Raw genomic sequence first — 17671 nt, 5'->3', positions numbered from 1 at the left:
ATGGGTTAGATGCTCCAGTCGTACGGCGTTTCCTGGTAAACGTAGTAGTTCAGCCAGTTGCAGAACAGCAGGTTGGCGTGGCCCCTCCAAAGGGTCAGCGGCTCGCGGGTCGGGTCGTCGCCGGGGTAATAGTTTTTCGGAATGGCAATGTCGAGCCCGCGCTGGACATCCCGGTCGTATTCCCATTTCAGCGTCAGCGGATCGTATTCCGAATGGCCGGTTACGAAGACCTGGCGGCCGTCCCGCGAGGCGACCAGATAGACGCCGGCCTCCTCCGAGGAGGAGAGTATCTCCAGCTGCGGCACCTGCAGGATATCTTCCCGCCGGACTTCGGTATGCCGCGACTGCGGAACGTAAAACAGATCGTCGAAGCCCCGAAGCAGCTTGACGTTGCGTTTTTCCACCGTGTGCGGGTACACGCCGAAGATTTTTTCCGGGACCGGGTACTTCGGAACGCCATAGTGATGGTACAAGCCTGCCTGCGCCGCCCAACAAATATACATGGTCGAGGTGACGCGTTCCTTTGCCCAGCTCATGATTTCAGTCAGCTCGTCCCAGTAGTTCACTTCCTCGAAGGGCAGCGTTTCGACCGGAGCACCGGTAATGATCATGCCGTCGAACTGCTGGTGCCGAATGTCTTCAAACGTTTTGTAAAACGCTTTGAGGTGCTCGGCGGACGTATTTTTGGACTGATGCGTTTTGGGCTGAACCAGAACGGCTTCGACCTGAAGGGGCGTGTTGCCGATCAGCCGGAGCAGCTGGGTTTCGGTCGTTTCTTTGGTTGGCATCAGGTTCAGCACCGCAATTTTGAGCGGGCGGATATCCTGGTGGTACGCCCTCGTTTCGTCCATCACGAAGATGTTTTCCTGATTCAGTATTTCTTTTGCCGGCAAGTGATCCGGAATTTTAATCGGCACGTTCGGCCCCTCCTTGTGATTATCTGTTATTATCTGTTGACCAAAAAGAATAAAAAAGACCTTCTCCGTATAGAGAAAGGCCGTTGGTAACTGATCGTTTCGCATGCCTCTCTCATCTGTCAGAAACGTTTGCCGTTCCTGCAAGAATTAGCACCGTGCGCCCCTTGAATTCAAAGGTTGCCGGTTGCCGGGTGTCATCGGGCTTGTCCCTCGACCTACTCTTGATAAAAGAGTTGTTATTCAATTGTCTTCATTATTATGGTTTATCGGCCTGGAGTCAAGAAAAATAAAGCGGCCGGAGCAAACAATTTTTTCATGCCGAGTGCAGCCGCACGGGCCAAAAACAAATGCATATGCTGTGGCGGGGAATCCCTTGATGCCCGATAGCTTCCACGGTATAATAAGTGGGTTGGAGACCTTGTCCTTCAGGGGGCTCGGGTAATTTAAAACCAAAGGGGTGTGAAAGGTAATGGACGGAGACCGACCTAGGAGTACCACGATGCCTGTCGTTTGTCTGACAAAAGAAAACGAAAACAGCCGGTGTCCGCACATGTCCTGACCCCAAATTTCGCCTCGCGTGCCGGCTGTTTCTTCTCTTTTGCCCAAAATAAGCAGAAGAAGGAGAGTGAAACCCATGAAGGTACGCCTGGTGCAAAACGGTGTATTTACCCTGATGGAAGACGTGTCCGCATGCGTCGCCCCGCCGGAAACGGGCTTTTACTGGATTGACGCGGAGCCGGAAGAGCTGGAGCTTCTGCAGCCTTTGTACCACCTGCACGAGCTTGCGGTAGAGGACTGCATGACGGAAGAAGAGCAGCGCCCCAAAATTGAAATTTATGACACTCATTATTTTATCGTTATAAACAGCATCCGCTTTGACGACGAGGAAATTTTCCTTCGACCGCTCAATCTTTTCCTGGGCCGCTATTACATCATCACCGTCACCAAGCATAAAATCAACGAAATCCGCAAGCTGAAGCCGATTCTCTGGGAAGAAGAGGTAGATACGCCGGACCGGCTTTTGTACCACCTGATCGACCTTGTGGTGGACAACTACTTTCTGGTCGGCGACCGGATTGAAGACCGCATCGAAAGCCTGGAAGAAGAAATTCTGATGAACACCCGGAAAACCCATTTGAATGAAATTGTCGGTCTGCGAAGCGAAATTCTCTGGCTGAAGCGCAATCTGGCCCCCCAGCGGGATCTGATCGCGGCGCTGAACCGGAAGGAGCTGCGGCTGATCGACAACCAGCTCCAAAAGTACTTCGGAGACATATGGGAGAACGCGGTCAAGATCACCGATACGTTCGAGACGTTCCGGGACCTGATGAGCAACTTGCGCGAAGCGTACCAGTCGAGCATCAACACGCGCGCCAACGAAATCATGCGCGTGCTGACCTCTATCAGCGTTATCTTCATGCCGCTCACCTTTATTACCGGCTTTTACGGAATGAACCTCGATTATTTGCCGGGCGCCGAAAATTATTTCGGAGAAGCAGCCATAATCGGGGGCATTATCGTAATCGGCATCGCCATCTTCTTCTACTTCCGCAAAAAGGATTGGCTATGAACGGTTCGTGCGCATCGGAGCCTGTTCCAGCCAGCAAGCCCGCATTTCCCGACCGGCCTTGTGCCAACCGGAAAATGCGGGCTTTTTGATTGGGCCGGAGTAGGGAACTACGTCAGCTTATCGCCCGGATTTCCTTCCAGGACCTTTTTATGCAGAAGCCGGCAGTCCGCCGAATTCATCGTTTAAGCGGGCTGGCGGCGAAACTTGAGCCGGTACAGCCGAAGCCATTCGTAAGCCCGGTCGGTTTCCTTGTCCCCGGGCTTTGCTTCCGGGAACAAGCCGGTGACCACCGGCTTCAAATACCGGTCGCCCAACTCGTGAAAGAGGCGATCCGCTTTGCCCTGTATGTCCCGGTCCACCTCGGCCAGCTCGCTTTCCACCAACCGGCTGACATCATACCCCTCCTTGTCCAGTTCCTCCACTGCCAATAAAATATCGCGTCGGTTCCGCTTGAGCGCTTTGCCCAATTCCGCCAAACCGGCTCCCTGTGCGATTTCGCTGAGCAGCTTTTTCTTGATTTCCCGTTTCTCTTCCGTCAAGCGCTCCTTTGTTTTCTCCGCTTCGTCCTGCCATTCCGCAAACAGCGCCGGATCGACCTGATCGGGAACCCAATGCAGCGGAAAAGGAGTGGTGCGGCTGTATTGGCGCGTGATATCCAGGATGGAAGCGCCGTAGTCCCGGAGCCGGTTGTCCCCCATTCCGGGAATCTGCTCCAGCTCGTCCAGGGTATGCGGCAGGAAGGCGGCGAACATTTGCAGCATCCGGTTGGAAGCGATAAAATAGGCCGATTTGCTTTCGCTGCGCGAAACTTCCTTCCGCCATTCCCGCAGCTTCTCAAACGCTTCTTCCGCGTAATGCTGCTCGCTGTAATATTGCAGCAGCTGCACTTTCCGGGTGAAAGACGGAAATCTCTCTTCCCGCACGGCGGGCTGCTCGATAAGGGGGGTAAAGCCGTCCGCCATCTTGGCCTTTAAGCCCGCGCGGAAGCTTTCCAGCATGTCCCGCCACCCTGCGCCCTCATACCATACTTCTTCCCGGCCTTCCCCTCCGTACACCGTTTCGCGCCAAAGCACCCGCCAGCTGCCTCCTTCTTCCGAAATGGCCACCTTGGCCTCACGAGCCTCCTGCTGGTTGGGCTTTCCCGTAAAACTGCTTAAAAAAATCAGATTCATCGCTGCACCTCCGCAATGGAAATAAAAAAGAAAGAACGAAAAAAAGCACCTCTCCGCCAAGCAGAAAAGGTGCTTCCCGTTCTTTCTGATATAACCCGATTTTACTATAACCGGAATGGTTTGGCAAGATAAAGCGTCAGATTTTCAAAATGCCGCCCATGCTTGCGTTGGTGACCATCTTGGAGTAGCGGGCCAGGTAACCGGATTTGATTTTCGGCTCGAAGCCCTGCCAGCCTTCGCGCCGCCGTGCCATCTCCTCGTCGCTGATTTTCAGCTCGATCCGGCGCTCGATCAGGTCCAGCTCGATGATATCCCCGTCCTGCACAAACGCGATCGGACCGCCCTCCGCCGCCTCCGGCGAAATATGTCCGATGCTGATGCCGCGCGAAGCGCCCGAGAACCGGCCGTCGGTGATCAGCCCGACCTTGGCGCCGAGACCCATGCCGACGATCTGCGAGGTGGGCGCCAGCATTTCCGGCATGCCGGGGCCGCCCTTCGGGCCCTCATAGCGGATGACGACAACATGGCCTTCCTTCACCTTGCCGTTCGCGATACCGGCAAGCGCCTCATCCTGGGAATCAAAGCAGATGGCCGGGCCGACATGGCGTCCGCCGACCGATTTGTCGACCGCACCGACCTTGATGATGCTTCCTTCCGGCGCCAGATTACCGAACAGCACGGCCAGGCCGCCGCGTTCGCTGTGCGGGTTGTCGAGCGGATGAATGACGTCCTGATCCAGAATTTCGCAGCCTTCCACGTTCTCGCGGAGCGTTTTGCCGGTAACGGTCAGACAGTCGCCGTTCAGCGCGCCCGGTTTCTTGAGCAGCTCGTTCAGAACGGCGCTGACCCCGCCCGCGTTATGCACGTCTTCAATGTGGTAATCCGAAGCGGGAGCGATCTTGGCGAGATGGGGAACCCGGTTCGCCACTTCGTTAATCCGCTCGATCGGGTACGAGATGCCGGCTTCATTGGCAATCGCGATCGTGTGCAGCACCGTATTGGTGGAGCCGCCCATCGCCATGTCCAGGGCGAACGCGTTGTCGATCGCTTCGATCGTGACGATGTCGCGCGGCTTGATGTCCTTCTTGATCAGCTCCATCAGCTGGCGCGCGGAGCGCTTGACGAATTCCCTGCGTTCCTCGGCGACCGCCAGAATCGTGCCGTTGCCGGGGAGCGCCAGCCCCATTCCTTCCGCCAGACAGTTCATGGAGTTGGCGGTGAACATGCCCGAGCAGGAGCCGCACGTCGGACAGCCGTACTGCTCCAGCTCGAGCAGCGCCGCGTCGTCGATCTTTCCCACCTGGTACGCGCCGACGCCTTCGAATACGGAGGTCAGCGAAAGCGCCTTGCCTTTGCTGTCCCGGCCCGCCTTCATCGGCCCTCCGCTGACCATGATGGTCGGGATGTTGATCCGCATCGCCGCCATAATCATGCCGGGCGTGATTTTGTCGCAGTTCGGGATGCAGACCATCCCGTCAAACCAGTGCGCATTGACGACCGTTTCCACGCTGTCGGCAATGATTTCGCGGCTCGGCAGCGAATAGCGCATGCCGATATGCCCCATCGCGATGCCGTCGTCCACGCCGATCGTGTTGAACTCGAAAGGGACGCCGCCCGCTTCCCGGATCGCTTCCTTGACCAGCTTGCCGAATTCCTGCAGGTGAACGTGCCCCGGAATAATATCGATATACGAATTGCAAACCGCGATAAACGGTTTGCCGAAATCCTCTTCTTTAACGCCGGCCGCCCGCAGCAGACTGCGGTGAGGCGCACGGTCGAAGCCTTTTTTGATCATGTCGCTTCTCAATTTCTCTTTGGCCATGCTTTTTCATCCTCCCCCGAAAATCTTGCTCCAATTCTATCACTTTTGGGCCAAAAAGACATGGCTTTCCCGCTCTCCGGGCAATAGCTTTTTCCAATAGCGATCATAGGCTTGTTCTATGAGCTTCTTCCGGTCCCCCTGCCGGTTTCGGTCCAGTTATATAATTCGCTTCAGTAACCCTCCGAATTCGAGCTCGGCGAACTTCTCCGCCACCCGCTCGCGGTCGTACTGCCAGAGGCAGTCCTCGAGGAGGCATTCCACCGGAGCCGAGCAGTCGATGCGAGCCAGCTCGCGGGACAAGTGAAGCATCTCCAGCTCCGCTTCGATTTTGGCCCGCACGCCTTTGGGCAGCGCCGGCAAATTCTCCAGCACGCCTTCGATGGAAACAAAATCGCGGATCAGCTTGAGCGCGGTTTTCTCGCCGATGCCTTTTACGCCGGGGTAATTGTCGCTGGTGTCGCCCATCAATCCCTTCAGATCGACGATTTGCGCGGGCGTCAGCTGCTTTTCCTCCAGCAAGGATTGCGGGGTGTATACCGCGTAGTTGCCCGCTCCTTTTTTCATAATAATCACCGCTACCTGCTCGTCCACCAGCTGCAGCATGTCGTTGTCGCCGGTCAGCACAAACACGTTCAGTTCCCGGGAAAAGAGCCTTGCCAGCGTACCGATGCAATCGTCCGCCTCGTATCCCGGAATGCCGATATTCGGGATGCCGAACGCCTCGGTTACATCCTTGACCAGATCGAACTGCGGCCGCAAATCCTCGGGCGGCTGGATCCGGTTGGCCTTGTAGCCTTCGAATTTTTCGGTGCGGAACGTCTTGCTCCCCATATCCCAGCAGCAGGCGACATGCGTCGGCCGGAAACGGTCGATCGCGTCCAGCAAATAGCGGACAAAGCCGTAAACGCCGTTGACCGGCACACCGTCTTGCGTCCGTTTGATATAGCCCGTCACCGCCGAAGCGTAATAAGCGCGGAACAGCAGCGCCATTCCGTCCACCAGCATCAGGGAAGGGCGGTTTTCTTCGTTCATTTTGTTCTCTCCTATGGCCACCGCCGGCATGCGCCGGCCTGTCCTTGTTTTCATCTTTTCATTATAAACAATCCTGGGGTTCCGAACCATTCACCCGGTCTGCCAATTTTGGCCTTGCTTCTATTTTGTTTGCCGCCGCTCTTTCGCTTCCCCGCAGAGTCCGGTATGATAGAGGCGATCAAACACAGAGAAGGGCGGTATTATCCCGATGATCCGAACCGCAATGCTCAGCTATTGGCATGTCCATGCGCACGAATACGCCGAACTGGCCGACCGCCACCCCGAGACGGAAATCGTCGCCGTATGGGACGAAAATCCGGAACGCGGCGCGGCGGAGGCCGGCAAACGCGGCATTCCTTTTTACGCCAGGCTGGAGGACCTGCTCGCCGAGCCTTCCATCGACGCCGTTATTGTCGACGCTCCCACCAATCTGCACCGCGAGGTTCTGACAGCCGCGGCCCGGGCCGGGAAACACATTTTTACCGAAAAAGTCGTTGCCCCCACCGTGCGGGAGGTGAACGAGATTCTTGCGGCCGTAGAGGAAAATGGCGTGAAGCTCACGGTTTCCCTGCCCCGCTTAAACCATGGGTCCACACAAGCCGTACGGAAGGTTCTTGAGGAAGGCTCGCTCGGAACCGTCACTCTTGTCCGCATCCGCTTGGCGCACGCGGGCGCGACGGCAGGCTGGCTGCCGGAGCATTTCTTCAGCCGCGAGCAGTGCGGCGGCGGCGCCATGATCGACCTTGGCTGCCATCCGATGTACCTGGCCCGGCTGTTCCTCGGCATGCCGGACTCGGTCTCCGCCACCTTCGGCTCGGTGACCGGCAAGGAAGTGGAGGACAATGCGGTGTCCGTGCTCCGCTACGCCAACGGGGCGATTGCCATTGTCGAAGCCGGCTTCGTCAACGCACGGTCTCCTTTCGCCATTGAGATCAACGGAACCAAAGGCACGCTGCTGTACGGAGCTCCCGAAGAGGACAGGCTGTACCTCCGCACGGAAGCGGATGACGCCGGCTGGCGCACGCTGCCGCTGGAGGCGGACCGGGAACCGGCATTCGCCCAGTGGGTCGGCCACATTCTAAACGGGACCAAAGCGGACGAGAACATCGCCATCGCCCGCGACTTGACGGCGCTGATGGAAGCGTCCACGCTGTCGGCCGCCGAGGGGCGCAGCGTGCTGCCGGGCGAGCTGCTTCCGTAAGCGGGCAACGCCGTGAAAGCCGCCCTCCGGCAGAGGCGTCAGAGCACGCAAACAAATAAGCGGAGAACCGGCAGCGCCGGTCCTCCGCTTATTTTTTGCCTGTCCACTTAGCGAATTCCTCTTCCCGGAAGCCGACCGTTACCCGGACGCCGTCCGTCACGATCGGCCGCTTGATCAGCTTTCCGTTGGAAGCGAGCAGCTGAAGCTTTTCGTCCCTGCTCATGTCTCCCAGCTTATCCTTCAGGCCAAGCTCCCGATACACCTCGCCGGAAGTATTAAAAAAACGCTGCAGGTCCTGCCCGCTTTTTTCGATCAGGTCCGCAAGGGTTTCCTTGGATGGCGGACTTTCGACCAGGTTAACGGCCTCTACCAGCAAGCCCCCGTTTTCGAGAAATTTTTGCGCTTTGCGGCAGGTGCCGCATTTCGGGTATCCGTAAAAGGTTACTTTCATGTGATCGGCACTCCTTTCGGTTTCATAATGACGCCGCTTCCTATTCTTCGGGCTCCAGCCGGGACAAAAGCCCCGCCGTCGCCTGCATATCGGACGGAAGGCCGGCGGCAAACGTCATCCTCCGGTCCGTTCCGGGATGAATGAAGCCGAGCTCGCACGCGTGCAGCGCCTGCCGGGCGATCGGGAGTACCACGCGCGAGAACGCACCGGTTCCGGCCGCCGGCTTCGCTTCGGCAAGCTCCTCGGCCGTCGGCACAATCCCCGTTTCCCACTCTCCGCCGGGACCGTACATCTTGTCCCCGATCAAGGGGTGCCCGATGTGGCGCATGTGCACCCGAATCTGGTGCGTTCGGCCGGTCTCCAGCCGGATGCGCACCACCGATCCGGCAGGGTAGGCGGCCTCCACGGCATAGCGGGTTACGGCCGGATAGCCGTCCGGCGTCACAACGCGCAGCCGGGGGCGGTCCTTGTCCCGGTCGATGGGGCCGGTAATCACTCCGTTTTCCTCCTGCACCCGTCCATGGACCAGAGCGATGTAAGCCTTATCCACCTGACCGCGCTTCATCTGCTCCGAAATGTGCTGATGCACGTAAGCGGTTTTCGCCACCGCCAGCACGCCGGAGGTTTCCCGGTCGAGGCGATGCACCGGACGAAACCGGACCTGTTCGCCCTTGGCAAGCCAATGCGCCACCACCCCGTTCGCCAGCGTTCCCGTATAATGGCCGTGCGTCGGGTGCACGATCACGCCGGCCGGCTTGTTCACGATCAGCAGATGCTCGTCCTCGTGCAAAATGTCCAGTTCCATCGGCTCCGGCAAAATGTCCTCGGACTGCTCCATCGGCATACGGGCTTCCACGAGGTCTCCGGCGCGGACCGCAATGTCCATGTACTTGCGTTCCCCGTTTACCGTAATGCCCTCCGGTACGGTTTTCAGCCGCGTCATCAGCCGGCGGGAAAGCCGCATCCGGCCGCGCAGGATCGTCCGCAGCGGCAGTCCGTCATCCTCCGGAGGCACCGTGTAGGCCAGCGGCGGATAATAGCTTGTCTCTTCGTTCAAGAATCCGTCTTCCTTCCCGTACGCGGAGCAAATACCTCCGCCCCCCGAATATACTCCGTATCCGGATGCTCTTCGCGGACATTTGCCGCCCGCGCGGCGGCAAAGAAAAAATCGGACAGCCGGTTCAGGTAACGGATCACATCCGCGTTAACCGGCTCGGTTTTGGCAAGGGTCACCACCCTCCGCTCCGCCCTGCGGCAAACCGTCCGGCATACATGCAGCGCAGCGGCCGGAGCGCTCCCCCCCGGCAAAATAAACCGGGTGAGCGGGGGCGCTTCCGCATCGTAACGGTCGATCATGGCCTCCAGCGCTTCCACCATCCGCTCATTGACCTTCAGGCGGGAAGCATCGGGAACCGCCGGGTTGGCGGCCTTTTCACGGGCGGGAGCCTCCTTCTCCTCTTCCGCCCCTTCGTTCCGCTCTTTGCGCGGCTTCCCGGCGTACAAGGAGATGTCGCTGCCGCAATCGAAAAGCTCGTGCTGGATGCGGACCAGGTCTTCCCGCAAATCGGCATGCCGAGCGGCATCCAGCTGTGCGGCGGCCTGGCCTACAAAAGCATTCAGCTCGTCAATCGTCCCGTTGGCTTCCACGCGGGCGTAGTCCTTGTCAACGCGGCCTCCGATAACCGAGGTTTGTCCGGCATCTCCCGTTCTGGTGTACAGCTTCATCATTATCCCCCGCCTTCCATGCTCATTATCATCTCATACCGCTTGTCCAAAACCAAATCCTGCGGCCGCCGACCGATCATTCTTCGGCGGGTTCGTCGGCTTCTCCGCTCCGGCGGAACCCCTTCTTTTCGCAAGCTTTTCGACTGAAACGGGCAGAAACTTTCATGTTGTCCGCAAAAAAACCTCTCGCCTGCGGCGAAAGGCTGCTGCACCCAACAAGTACGGAGAACCGGTTTCGACATGCCCGGAGGTCCGCTGCCCAAAAAGGCTTACTTTTCGGCAAGGGCCTTCAATACTTGCAGGGTTTCGGTCATATCATCCTCACGCGGAACGATAAACGCATATATCTCGTCACCCGCGTAGCCGGCTTCTTTCATCAGCTTCGACTCGGAGAGCGGGATGCCGTAGAGATGCTTCTCCATCACAACCTTGTCCATGTCGTCGCTGACGTTTGCCTCCACAATGCCGCTCGGATAATCCTCGGGGTTGAAATGCTCGTCCAGATTCAGAAAATCGCCCTGCTCTGCCCACATCTTGAACCGCTCTTCGCCAAACACATAAATCAAATGGCCGCCCGCAGCGATTTCCACCATTTCCTTGTTGTAGTCAAAAATAGGGGAGCCCAAAATGTCGATTGTCGGCGTTTCTCCAAGCTGAGCCTGCAAATCCGTCTCCAGCTTCGCGGTTATTTCCTGGGGAATACCCTGCGGGGGCATTACAAAAATCGAAACATCGTACTTCGAGCCGCCGCAGCCTGCCGCAAGCACGGTCATGACCAGCAGCAGCGCCGCTAATAAACGCTTTCTCATGTCGTTCGGTTCCTTTCTCTCCGGCAATTTCCCAGTGATTCTTTGTGATTCTTTTCCTATGATAGCATAAAAGGACGCGCACGGTAACGCGCAAACAAAAACCGGAATCAGCGGATTCCGGTTTTCTCCATATATTCATTGATCTTCAAATCCAGCTTGCTGCTTGCTTCGACCACAGGGGGAGACGTAAGGGATTGCTCCCGCTCGAACAGCTCCTCCATGCGGGTTCGCAAGGAGTAAATCTCTTCCTCCAAGAAGGATAAAGAAGAGGATTTCGGGGTATGACAGGGTTTCGGCCGCTTGCCGAACGTTCTTTCCCGCACGACCATATAGCTGCCGGAGGCCGCCCATGCGCCCTGACCGTATACCATTCAACACCCTCCCTTCTGACCTGGCAGGAATTTCGCTAAGATGTTACATCTTCTTCCATTTACGGATTCATAATAAATATAGCAGTTTTTGCAAAAAATGCAATGCTATTCTTCCGTTTTTACTTTTCGGACAAATTCTCCTATCCGCTCCAGCGCTTCGTTCAATTGTGCGACTGAAGTTGCATAGGAGCAGCGGATAAAGCCTTCGCCCCCGAGACCAAAGACATTGCCGGGGACCGCGGCAACCCGGGCTTCGGCCACAAGCCGTTCGGCAAAAGCCTCGGACGAAAGTCCGGTGGATGCGATGCTTGGAAACGCATAAAACGCGCCTTCCGGTTCGTGGCATTCGAGGCCGATTTCACGGAACCCCTTCACTACCAGGCGGCGCCGCTGGTTGTACGATTCCACCATGTGCTGCACTTCTTCCCTGCCGCCGCGCAGCGCCTCGAGCGCGGCCACCTGGCCCATGGCCGGGGCGCACATCACGGTGTACTGGTGGATCTTCAGCATGCCGGCTATCAGCTCGCGGTGCCCGCACACATACCCCATCCGCCAGCCCGTCATCGAAAACGCCTTCGAAAAGCCGCTCACCACAATCGTGCGGTCCTTCATGCCGGGCAGCGACGCGATGCTCACATGCCGTTTGCCGTACGTCAATTCGGCGTATATTTCGTCGGATATGACGATCAGATCGTTTTCTTCCGCAATCTTGGCGATCGGAAGAAGATCCTCGTAGCTCATAATACCGCCCGTCGGGTTGCTGGGGAAGCACAGGATGAGAATTTTCGATTTCGGCGTAATGTGTGCCTTCAGCAGCTCGGGGGTCAGCTTGAAGCCGTCCTTGGCGAACGTTTCAATGGGAACGGCCGTCCCGCCGCTGAGCTGGGTTATCGGCGTATACGGCAGGTAGCAGGGCTCCGGCACCAGCACCTCGTCGCCGGGATTTACCAGCGCCCGGAGCGCCAGGTCGATCCCCTCGCTGCCGCCGATGGTAACGATCATTTCATCCTTCGGGTTATAGGTCAGGCTGAAGCCGGTATGCATATACCCCGCAATCGCTTCCCGCAGCTCGGGCATGCCGGCGTTCGCGGTATATTTGGTGTAGCCGCGCTCCAGAGAAACGACGGCGGCGTCGCGCACATGCCAGGGCGTAGCGAAATCCGGTTCGCCCACGCCGAGGGAAATGATATCCTTCCCCCCGCTCACCAGATCAAAAAACTTGCGGATGCCCGAAGGAGGGATGGCTCTGACCCGCGGGTTCAGATAGTCCTCCATCGTTTTTATCTTGTTGTCCATCCGAACCGCCCTCTCCTCACGGGGATATCATCAAACGCCGATCCTCATCCTTGTCGTCGAAGATGATCGCGTCCTGTTTGTATTTTTTCAAAATAAAATGCGTTTTGGTGGAAAGCACCCGGTCGATCGGAGACAGCCGGTTGGAAACGAAGGAGGCAACTTCCTGCAGCGTCCGCCCTTCGATCTCCACGAGGAGATCGTAAGCGCCCGACATCAGATAGACGGACTTCACCTCGGGATACAGGTAGATTCGTTCGGCGATGGCGTCAAAGCCCCGTCCTCTTTCGGGAGTAATCTGCACCTCGATCAAAGCCGTCACCGATTCGTTGACCTTGGCCCAGTTGATGACCGCTGCATATTTTACGATAACATGCTCCGCTTCAAGCTCTGCTACCGCCGCTTCCACTTCTTCCCGGGTTACGCCAAGCATGGTGGCCATGGTGGCCGAATCCGTCCGGGCGTCTTCCTTCAGCAGGTCCAGGATTCGCAACTTCAATTCTCCCATTCGACAAGCCTCCTGCACATAAATTAACCTCGCATAAAAAACGATTAGTACCACTATACAACGAAACCCGGGTGCCTGCAAAGACGCACTTCCCCCTCCGGCGGCACAAAAAAAGCCCCGGTTCCGCGCAGAAACAAGCCAGCGGGAAGCCGAAGCCGTTCGATTTTCGTATCGTTAACGATGGTTTGGAAGCGAGTGCCTCAGGCCGGTTCCGCCAACCGGTCCTTTCAGCAGACCGCCGCAGGAACCTGTGCGCTCAGCAGCTTGCGCATGTTTTGCTGAAGTCCGCGTTCCGCATAATCCGGGTGAACGACAAAGCTCCAGTCGCCCGCCCCGCTCGAAAGCCGGCCGCCTACCGCAACCAGGACGCCGTCGTCATAGGCGGCGATTTCGTAAGCGTTCGTATCCGGTGCGGTCTTGCCGCCCGAAGATAGCAAAAGCTGCTTCAGCGTAGAGGGTTCCGGCCCCCCCATTTGCAATGCGATCATTTTGCGAAATCCCCCTGTTCTCTAATGGATTAATTATAATTATACAGTTAAGTGGATTTTTATTCAACACCCCGGCAAAAAAACCTCCCTTATCGGGAGGGATTTTTAGGACCGGCCGCCGCAAAGTGAACCGGGACGGAGAAAATGTCCGTGCTCATGTAACGTTCGCCGGTGTCGGGCGCAATGCACAGCACCCGTTTGCCGGGACCGAGCTCACGGGCAATCTGCAGCGCCCCCCAGACCGTCGCACCGGCGGACGGTCCGACCAGAATGCCCTCCATCGCGGCCAGCTCGCGCGTAACGCGAACCGCGTCTTCGTCCTTGACGCGCAAAATGCGGTCGTATACCGAAGTATTCAATACCGGAGGGATGAACCCCGGGCTTGTCCCCACCAGCTTATGGGGTCCCGGCTGGCCGCCGGAAAGAACCGGGGACCCGTCGGGCTCGACCACATAGACCCGGATGCCCGGAATGCGCTCTTTGAGCACCTCGCCGGTTCCGGTTATGGTGCCTCCTGTACCGGAAGAAGCGACAAACGCGTCCAGACGCCCTTCCGTCTGCTCAAGGATTTCAAGCGCGGTTGTTTCCCGGTGAATATCCGGGTTGGCTTTGTTCTCGAATTGGCGCGGGATGTAGCTGCCGGGAATCCGGTCGGCAAGCTCCTGCGCCCTGCGGATCGCCCCCGGCATCCGCTCGGCGTCCGGAGTCAGCACCACTTCCGCTCCGTACGAGCGCAGCAGGTTGATGCGTTCCCGGGTCATGTTATCCGGCATGACAATGATCAGACGGTAGCCTTTTGCCGCCGCGTTCATCGCCAGGCCGATCCCCGTGTTGCCGCTCGTCGCTTCAATGATCGTCGCCCCCGGCTGCAGCTCCCCGTTCTTCTCGGCCTGCTCGATCAGGTTGAAGGCAGCGCGGTCTTTCACGCTTCCGCTCGGATTGAAAAATTCCAGCTTGACCAATACCTCCGCATCCTGTCCGCCGACGAGCCGGTTCAGGCGAACCACCGGCGTCCGGCCAATCAGCTCCGTAATGCTCCCATGAATTTTTAACGACACACGCATCCGCTCCCTTTTCCTATTCCTACTTATTTTATCGGGTTTGGATCGGGTCCGTCAACTGCTTCTCTTTCCCCCCTTTCAGCCATGGAAGCAGAAGCCGCCAGACAATTAACGGCGTTAAGCTGATGCCCGTCAGCAGGGAAATCAGCGCATTGGGCGAAGCGGTGCGTGAAACGACAGCGATGAATAAAAGCGTTCCGATCACGCGTCCACCGTTCATGGCCACCTCCCGGACGACCACGTACTCCACCCGGTTTTCGGCCCCGTCCCGCTCCTTGCCGATGGCGTCGAAGGCAACCGAAGTCACCGGCACCAGATAAAGCGGAATGAACAGCGAAGTTCCGATTCCGTACACCAGCAGGTTCCAGTAGCTGATTCGGCCGAAAAGGGGAAGAAGCACCGCGGTCATGGCCAGAATGCCGGTCAGCATGGCCCATTTGCGGTGGCGGTGCTTCAGCAGCCGCCCGACCGCATAGTAGCTGGCCAGCGCGACCCCGGAGGTGATGAAGGAATAATTTCCGAGCCGAAGCTCGTTTCGGGTGCTGATGTAGACCAGCAGGCTGAAAACAAACGCAAATACCCCCTCCCGCAGCCCCTGGGCGCCCATGGCGGGCAAAATCGTCCGCCAGCTTCCATGCGGCCGGGCCAAAATTTCCCGGGCGAACCCCCAGCGGTACCGGCCTTCCGATTTGCGTTTGCTCAGAAAAAAGCTGCAGGCAAAGCCGGCGGCAAAGACACAAAGCGACAGCAGGAAGATAACGCGGTACCCTTGCGTTCCGTGCATCCGGGTAATGATGTACCCCGATAAAAGCGGCGCAAGCATACCCGAAGCGGAGCTGAGCAGCCCGGACCAGCCGTTGAAGCGGTCGCGGTTCTCCGGACCGGTCACTTCAAAGTACAAAACGTTGAAGGCCAGCCAAAAAAAGCCCGCCATTACCCCCTGGATGCAGCCGAGCGGCACGAAATAACGGATCGTGGCGCGACCGAGCAGCAGAACGAGGGAGTAAAAAACAATCGCTGTCAGCAGGCCGGCCCGCAAAACGTTCATTTTGTTTCCTTCCTTGGCCCATTTCCCCCCGATCCAGAACGTGAGGGCCATGGCCGCCTGCTGCCAGACGGAAAACCAGCCGATCATGGCCAGATCGTTTTTGGCTTTCCACAAGTAAACGTGTACAAAGGTCCCGGACAGAGCACCCGCCACCACGTACAAGGCGCCGACCAGGAGCAAAAGGCGGGCTTGGGCCGTCAACGCTTTCGGCGGCTTGCGGCCGTCTTCTTCAGAGGAGCGGAAACGGCTTCCGGCGGATGATTTGGGCAAATCGGCAGTATGGTTCATTGGCTTACTTTGCCCCGCAGCGAAGAAATCCAACCGTGAAACGTTATCGTGCCCGGGGGGAAAGGCCAAGGGATGGAAGCCCCGGAACGCGAGCCGGTTTAGTCGCTGAGCGCCTGGCGAAGCCGGAGCCGGCCGCCCTCGTTCAGATACGTCTCCGTTTTGAAGCAGGCGGGGCATACATACAAGTTCATCTCCAGAATTTCCGGCGTGAGCGGCTCCTTGATGCCGGGCGGCTGGACGGGCACGTGATTGTCCCCGGACAGCCGGATCACGCTGCCGAGCAGCATCAGCTCGCGGCAGTTGCCGCATTCCGGCGCTTCCTCCTGCAGATCGGTGAGCGCCTGCGCCTTTTGCAGGTAGGCTTCGCGAAACGAGCTTTCCTCCTCATCCGGTTCCGCTTTGGTGTATTCAAACGAAGGCTCGCCGTCGTCTTCGTCCTCTTCCTCATCCAGCGTCAGGGAAACGCTGCGGTAATCGCCAAGCTCGTTCAAGCAGTGGGGACAGACCGATTCCGGCCCGATCTCGGGGTCCCACACAATCTCGGTTTGACACCAGGGGCATATCTGATTCTCCTCGTTCATAGGGGACTCATCCTTTCTGTTGGGGTTCGTTAATTCACGCTGGCTCCAATTACATAGGAAATGGAAACCGAGATGATCATCGAAACCAACCCGACGGCTTTGTTGCCGCTTTTGACTTCTTCGTCGATTTTAAAATAAGGGGTCAGCAGATCAAACAAAAAATACGCCGCCAGCAGCAGCACGAAACCGTAGGAAGCCCAAATGATCGATTCCAGAATGGTGTCGTTGTTGAGGATGGCGAAGCGGAAAATATTCGAGATCCCGAAAATTTTCCCGCCCGTCGCCATCGCTACGGCTACGTTTCCCTTTTTGATCTCGTGCCAGTCGTTGTAACGGGTGATCCGGTTGAACACCAGCATAAACAAAATCAGGGCGACAGCCGCTACCGAAAAAAAAGCGAGCGTGTTCAGGTAGGGATTGTCCAGCATCCAGTCTACCTCTTTGTTCATCGGAACGCCTCCTGCGATTATGTAAGCACAGAAACGCCGGAAGAGACTGAAGAACCGCTCTTCAGCCTCTTACCCGGCGCTATCGGTTTTAAAACGCGTCTTACTGCTGCTCTTTGCGGGACGCGACTTTTGCCTTCAGGGCCGCGAGCTCGTCTTCGACGCCGTCGTTCTGGTCCAGCTTGGCCAGCTCGTCGTCCAGGCTCCGGTTTTTGGAGCGAAGCTCGTTGCTGGCCTGCGCTTCGGCTTCCATCTGGGCAACCTTGTCGCTCATCCGGTCGAAGCCGCGGGCGGCATTGTCCGTTCCGAAGCCGGACATCGCCTGGTTGATGGATTTCTGCGCTTTGGCTGCTTCCGCCCGGGCGACCAGAAGATCCTTTTTGTTCTTCATTTTCGTAAACTCGTCTTTCATCTCGCCCAGCTGGTCGCGGAGACGGTCGGCGTTCGCTTTGGCGATGTCGAACTGCCCCTTCATTTCGTCATAGCGGGTTTGATGCTCTTTCTTGTCCTGAAGCGCGCGGCGGGCCAGGTCTTCGTTGCCCTGCTCGATCGCTTTTTCGGCCTGCGCCTGGCGCTTCTCGACCATTTCCTGCGCTTCTTCGTACTGCTGCTTGAATTTCTTTTCCACCGCGATTTGCTTCGCGACCGCCGCTTCGGCGTCCATGATGTCCTGCTCCATGTCGCGGAGGAACTGATTCAGCATTTTGACCGGATCCTCGGCTTTATCCAAGAGATCGTTGATCGAAGCGGCCGTCAAATCGCGCAAACGTTTAAAAATTCCCATTCTGCTCATCCTCCCTGAATCTATTGTGCCGGCATTTTGTTCATTTTTGGTTCCACAAGGATTATTTACGCATGCGGCAAAACAAGGTTTCAAGAATTTCGGGG

The 17671-nt window shown here is 57.5% G+C and carries 19 protein-coding genes and 1 riboswitch; of the genes, 2 read left to right on the top strand and 17 right to left on the bottom strand.

Going from position 1 to position 17671, the window contains the following annotated elements; translation table 11 throughout:
• Positions 1–5 precede the first annotated feature (5 nt).
• On the bottom strand, positions 6–917 hold the full coding sequence (metA, locus tag AC6I6H_RS07125; RefSeq protein ID WP_497953048.1) for a homoserine O-acetyltransferase MetA: 912 nt from the start codon (positions 915–917) through the stop codon (positions 6–8).
• A 109-nt stretch (positions 918–1026) separates the two neighbouring features.
• Positions 1027–1148: riboswitch (SAM riboswitch) on the bottom strand.
• Between the two features lie 403 nt (positions 1149–1551).
• On the opposite strand from metA, the gene corA reads away from it, so the two are divergent.
• Positions 1552–2487, top strand: a complete 936-nt coding sequence (corA, locus tag AC6I6H_RS07120; protein ID WP_497953047.1) for a magnesium/cobalt transporter CorA — start codon at positions 1552–1554, stop codon at positions 2485–2487.
• Positions 2488–2669: 182 nt separating this feature from the next.
• On the opposite strand, the gene AC6I6H_RS07115 is transcribed toward corA, so the two are convergent.
• From AC6I6H_RS07115 to AC6I6H_RS07105, 3 genes are all read right to left on the bottom strand, one after another.
• Positions 2670–3659 (bottom strand): HRDC domain-containing protein, encoded by a 990-nt coding sequence (locus tag AC6I6H_RS07115; protein ID WP_497953046.1) that lies wholly within the window; start codon positions 3657–3659, stop codon positions 2670–2672.
• A 136-nt stretch (positions 3660–3795) separates the two neighbouring features.
• Positions 3796–5481, bottom strand: coding sequence for a dihydroxy-acid dehydratase (gene ilvD / locus AC6I6H_RS07110; RefSeq protein ID WP_497953045.1), 1686 nt, complete (start codon positions 5479–5481; stop codon positions 3796–3798).
• A 156-nt stretch (positions 5482–5637) separates the two neighbouring features.
• Complete coding sequence (locus tag AC6I6H_RS07105) at positions 5638–6513, bottom strand: 5'-3' exonuclease (RefSeq protein WP_497953044.1); 876 nt, start codon at positions 6511–6513, stop codon at positions 5638–5640.
• 208 nt (positions 6514–6721) lie between these two features.
• On the opposite strand from AC6I6H_RS07105, the gene AC6I6H_RS07100 reads away from it, so the two are divergent.
• A complete protein-coding gene (locus AC6I6H_RS07100; RefSeq protein ID WP_497953043.1) occupies positions 6722–7714 on the top strand; it encodes a Gfo/Idh/MocA family protein in 993 nt (330 codons plus the stop codon).
• An 88-nt stretch (positions 7715–7802) separates the two neighbouring features.
• Here AC6I6H_RS07100 and AC6I6H_RS07095 read toward each other — a convergent pair whose 3' ends face one another.
• The 13 genes from AC6I6H_RS07095 to AC6I6H_RS07035 all read right to left on the bottom strand — a co-directional run bounded on the left by AC6I6H_RS07095 (position 7803) and on the right by AC6I6H_RS07035 (position 17567).
• Entirely contained in the window at positions 7803–8165 is a 363-nt protein-coding gene (locus AC6I6H_RS07095; protein WP_497953042.1) for an arsenate reductase family protein, read from the bottom strand.
• 40 nt (positions 8166–8205) lie between these two features.
• On the bottom strand, positions 8206–9222 hold the full coding sequence (locus tag AC6I6H_RS07090) for an RluA family pseudouridine synthase (protein WP_497953041.1): 1017 nt from the start codon (positions 9220–9222) through the stop codon (positions 8206–8208).
• Positions 9219–9890: a cob(I)yrinic acid a,c-diamide adenosyltransferase gene (locus AC6I6H_RS07085; RefSeq protein ID WP_497953110.1), complete on the bottom strand. Its 672-nt coding sequence runs from the start codon at positions 9888–9890 to the stop codon at positions 9219–9221. The genes AC6I6H_RS07090 and AC6I6H_RS07085 overlap by 4 nt, the downstream gene beginning before the upstream one ends.
• 269 nt (positions 9891–10159) lie before the next feature.
• Positions 10160–10699 (bottom strand): hypothetical protein, encoded by a 540-nt coding sequence (locus AC6I6H_RS07080; RefSeq protein WP_497953040.1) that lies wholly within the window; start codon positions 10697–10699, stop codon positions 10160–10162.
• A gap of 107 nt (positions 10700–10806) precedes the next feature.
• Complete coding sequence (locus tag AC6I6H_RS07075) at positions 10807–11070, bottom strand: aspartyl-phosphate phosphatase Spo0E family protein (protein ID WP_497953039.1); 264 nt, start codon at positions 11068–11070, stop codon at positions 10807–10809.
• 105 nt (positions 11071–11175) lie between these two features.
• Positions 11176–12366 carry an aminotransferase class I/II-fold pyridoxal phosphate-dependent enzyme gene (locus AC6I6H_RS07070; protein WP_497953038.1) on the bottom strand — a complete coding sequence of 397 codons (1191 nt, stop codon included), beginning with the start codon at positions 12364–12366 and terminating at the stop codon, positions 11176–11178.
• A gap of 16 nt (positions 12367–12382) precedes the next feature.
• On the bottom strand, positions 12383–12871 hold the full coding sequence (locus tag AC6I6H_RS07065; protein WP_497953037.1) for an Lrp/AsnC family transcriptional regulator: 489 nt from the start codon (positions 12869–12871) through the stop codon (positions 12383–12385).
• Between the two features lie 227 nt (positions 12872–13098).
• Positions 13099–13359: a hypothetical protein gene (locus tag AC6I6H_RS07060; protein WP_497953036.1), complete on the bottom strand. Its 261-nt coding sequence runs from the start codon at positions 13357–13359 to the stop codon at positions 13099–13101.
• Positions 13360–13448: 89 nt separating this feature from the next.
• Positions 13449–14417, bottom strand: coding sequence for a cysteine synthase A (gene cysK, locus AC6I6H_RS07055; RefSeq protein ID WP_497953035.1), 969 nt, complete (start codon positions 14415–14417; stop codon positions 13449–13451).
• Between the two features lie 34 nt (positions 14418–14451).
• Entirely contained in the window at positions 14452–15756 is a 1305-nt protein-coding gene (locus AC6I6H_RS07050) for an MFS transporter (protein WP_497953034.1), read from the bottom strand.
• A 98-nt stretch (positions 15757–15854) separates the two neighbouring features.
• Positions 15855–16337 carry a hypothetical protein gene (locus AC6I6H_RS07045; protein WP_497953033.1) on the bottom strand — a complete coding sequence of 161 codons (483 nt, stop codon included), beginning with the start codon at positions 16335–16337 and terminating at the stop codon, positions 15855–15857.
• Between the two features lie 29 nt (positions 16338–16366).
• Positions 16367–16786, bottom strand: a complete 420-nt coding sequence (locus AC6I6H_RS07040) for a DUF350 domain-containing protein (protein WP_497953032.1) — start codon at positions 16784–16786, stop codon at positions 16367–16369.
• 100 nt (positions 16787–16886) lie between these two features.
• On the bottom strand, positions 16887–17567 hold the full coding sequence (locus AC6I6H_RS07035) for a PspA/IM30 family protein (RefSeq protein ID WP_497953031.1): 681 nt from the start codon (positions 17565–17567) through the stop codon (positions 16887–16889).
• Positions 17568–17671 lie beyond the last annotated feature (104 nt).

This window comes from Gorillibacterium sp. sgz306347 (assembly GCF_059735245.1).
This window is presented reverse-complemented; position numbering and strand designations above follow the sequence as displayed.

Excerpts from the sequence above, each read along its gene's own strand:
- corA (WP_497953047.1), top strand. The coding sequence starts at position 1,552 with ATGAAGGTACGCCTGGTGCAAAACGGTGTATTTACCCTGATGGAAGAC.
- AC6I6H_RS07115 (WP_497953046.1), bottom strand. The coding sequence starts at position 3,659 with ATGAATCTGATTTTTTTAAGCAGTTTTACGGGAAAGCCCAACCAGCAG.
- ilvD (WP_497953045.1), bottom strand. The coding sequence starts at position 5,481 with ATGGCCAAAGAGAAATTGAGAAGCGACATGATCAAAAAAGGCTTCGAC.
- AC6I6H_RS07105 (WP_497953044.1), bottom strand. The coding sequence starts at position 6,513 with ATGAACGAAGAAAACCGCCCTTCCCTGATGCTGGTGGACGGAATGGCG.
- AC6I6H_RS07100 (WP_497953043.1), top strand. The coding sequence starts at position 6,722 with ATGATCCGAACCGCAATGCTCAGCTATTGGCATGTCCATGCGCACGAA.
- AC6I6H_RS07095 (WP_497953042.1), bottom strand. The coding sequence starts at position 8,165 with ATGAAAGTAACCTTTTACGGATACCCGAAATGCGGCACCTGCCGCAAA.
- AC6I6H_RS07085 (WP_497953110.1), bottom strand. The coding sequence starts at position 9,890 with ATGAAGCTGTACACCAGAACGGGAGATGCCGGACAAACCTCGGTTATC.
- AC6I6H_RS07080 (WP_497953040.1), bottom strand. The coding sequence starts at position 10,699 with ATGAGAAAGCGTTTATTAGCGGCGCTGCTGCTGGTCATGACCGTGCTT.
- AC6I6H_RS07075 (WP_497953039.1), bottom strand. The coding sequence starts at position 11,070 with ATGGTATACGGTCAGGGCGCATGGGCGGCCTCCGGCAGCTATATGGTC.
- AC6I6H_RS07070 (WP_497953038.1), bottom strand. The coding sequence starts at position 12,366 with ATGGACAACAAGATAAAAACGATGGAGGACTATCTGAACCCGCGGGTC.
- AC6I6H_RS07065 (WP_497953037.1), bottom strand. The coding sequence starts at position 12,871 with ATGGGAGAATTGAAGTTGCGAATCCTGGACCTGCTGAAGGAAGACGCC.
- AC6I6H_RS07060 (WP_497953036.1), bottom strand. The coding sequence starts at position 13,359 with ATGATCGCATTGCAAATGGGGGGGCCGGAACCCTCTACGCTGAAGCAG.
- AC6I6H_RS07050 (WP_497953034.1), bottom strand. The coding sequence starts at position 15,756 with ATGAACCATACTGCCGATTTGCCCAAATCATCCGCCGGAAGCCGTTTC.
- AC6I6H_RS07045 (WP_497953033.1), bottom strand. The coding sequence starts at position 16,337 with ATGAACGAGGAGAATCAGATATGCCCCTGGTGTCAAACCGAGATTGTG.
- AC6I6H_RS07040 (WP_497953032.1), bottom strand. The coding sequence starts at position 16,786 with ATGAACAAAGAGGTAGACTGGATGCTGGACAATCCCTACCTGAACACG.
- AC6I6H_RS07035 (WP_497953031.1), bottom strand. The coding sequence starts at position 17,567 with ATGGGAATTTTTAAACGTTTGCGCGATTTGACGGCCGCTTCGATCAAC.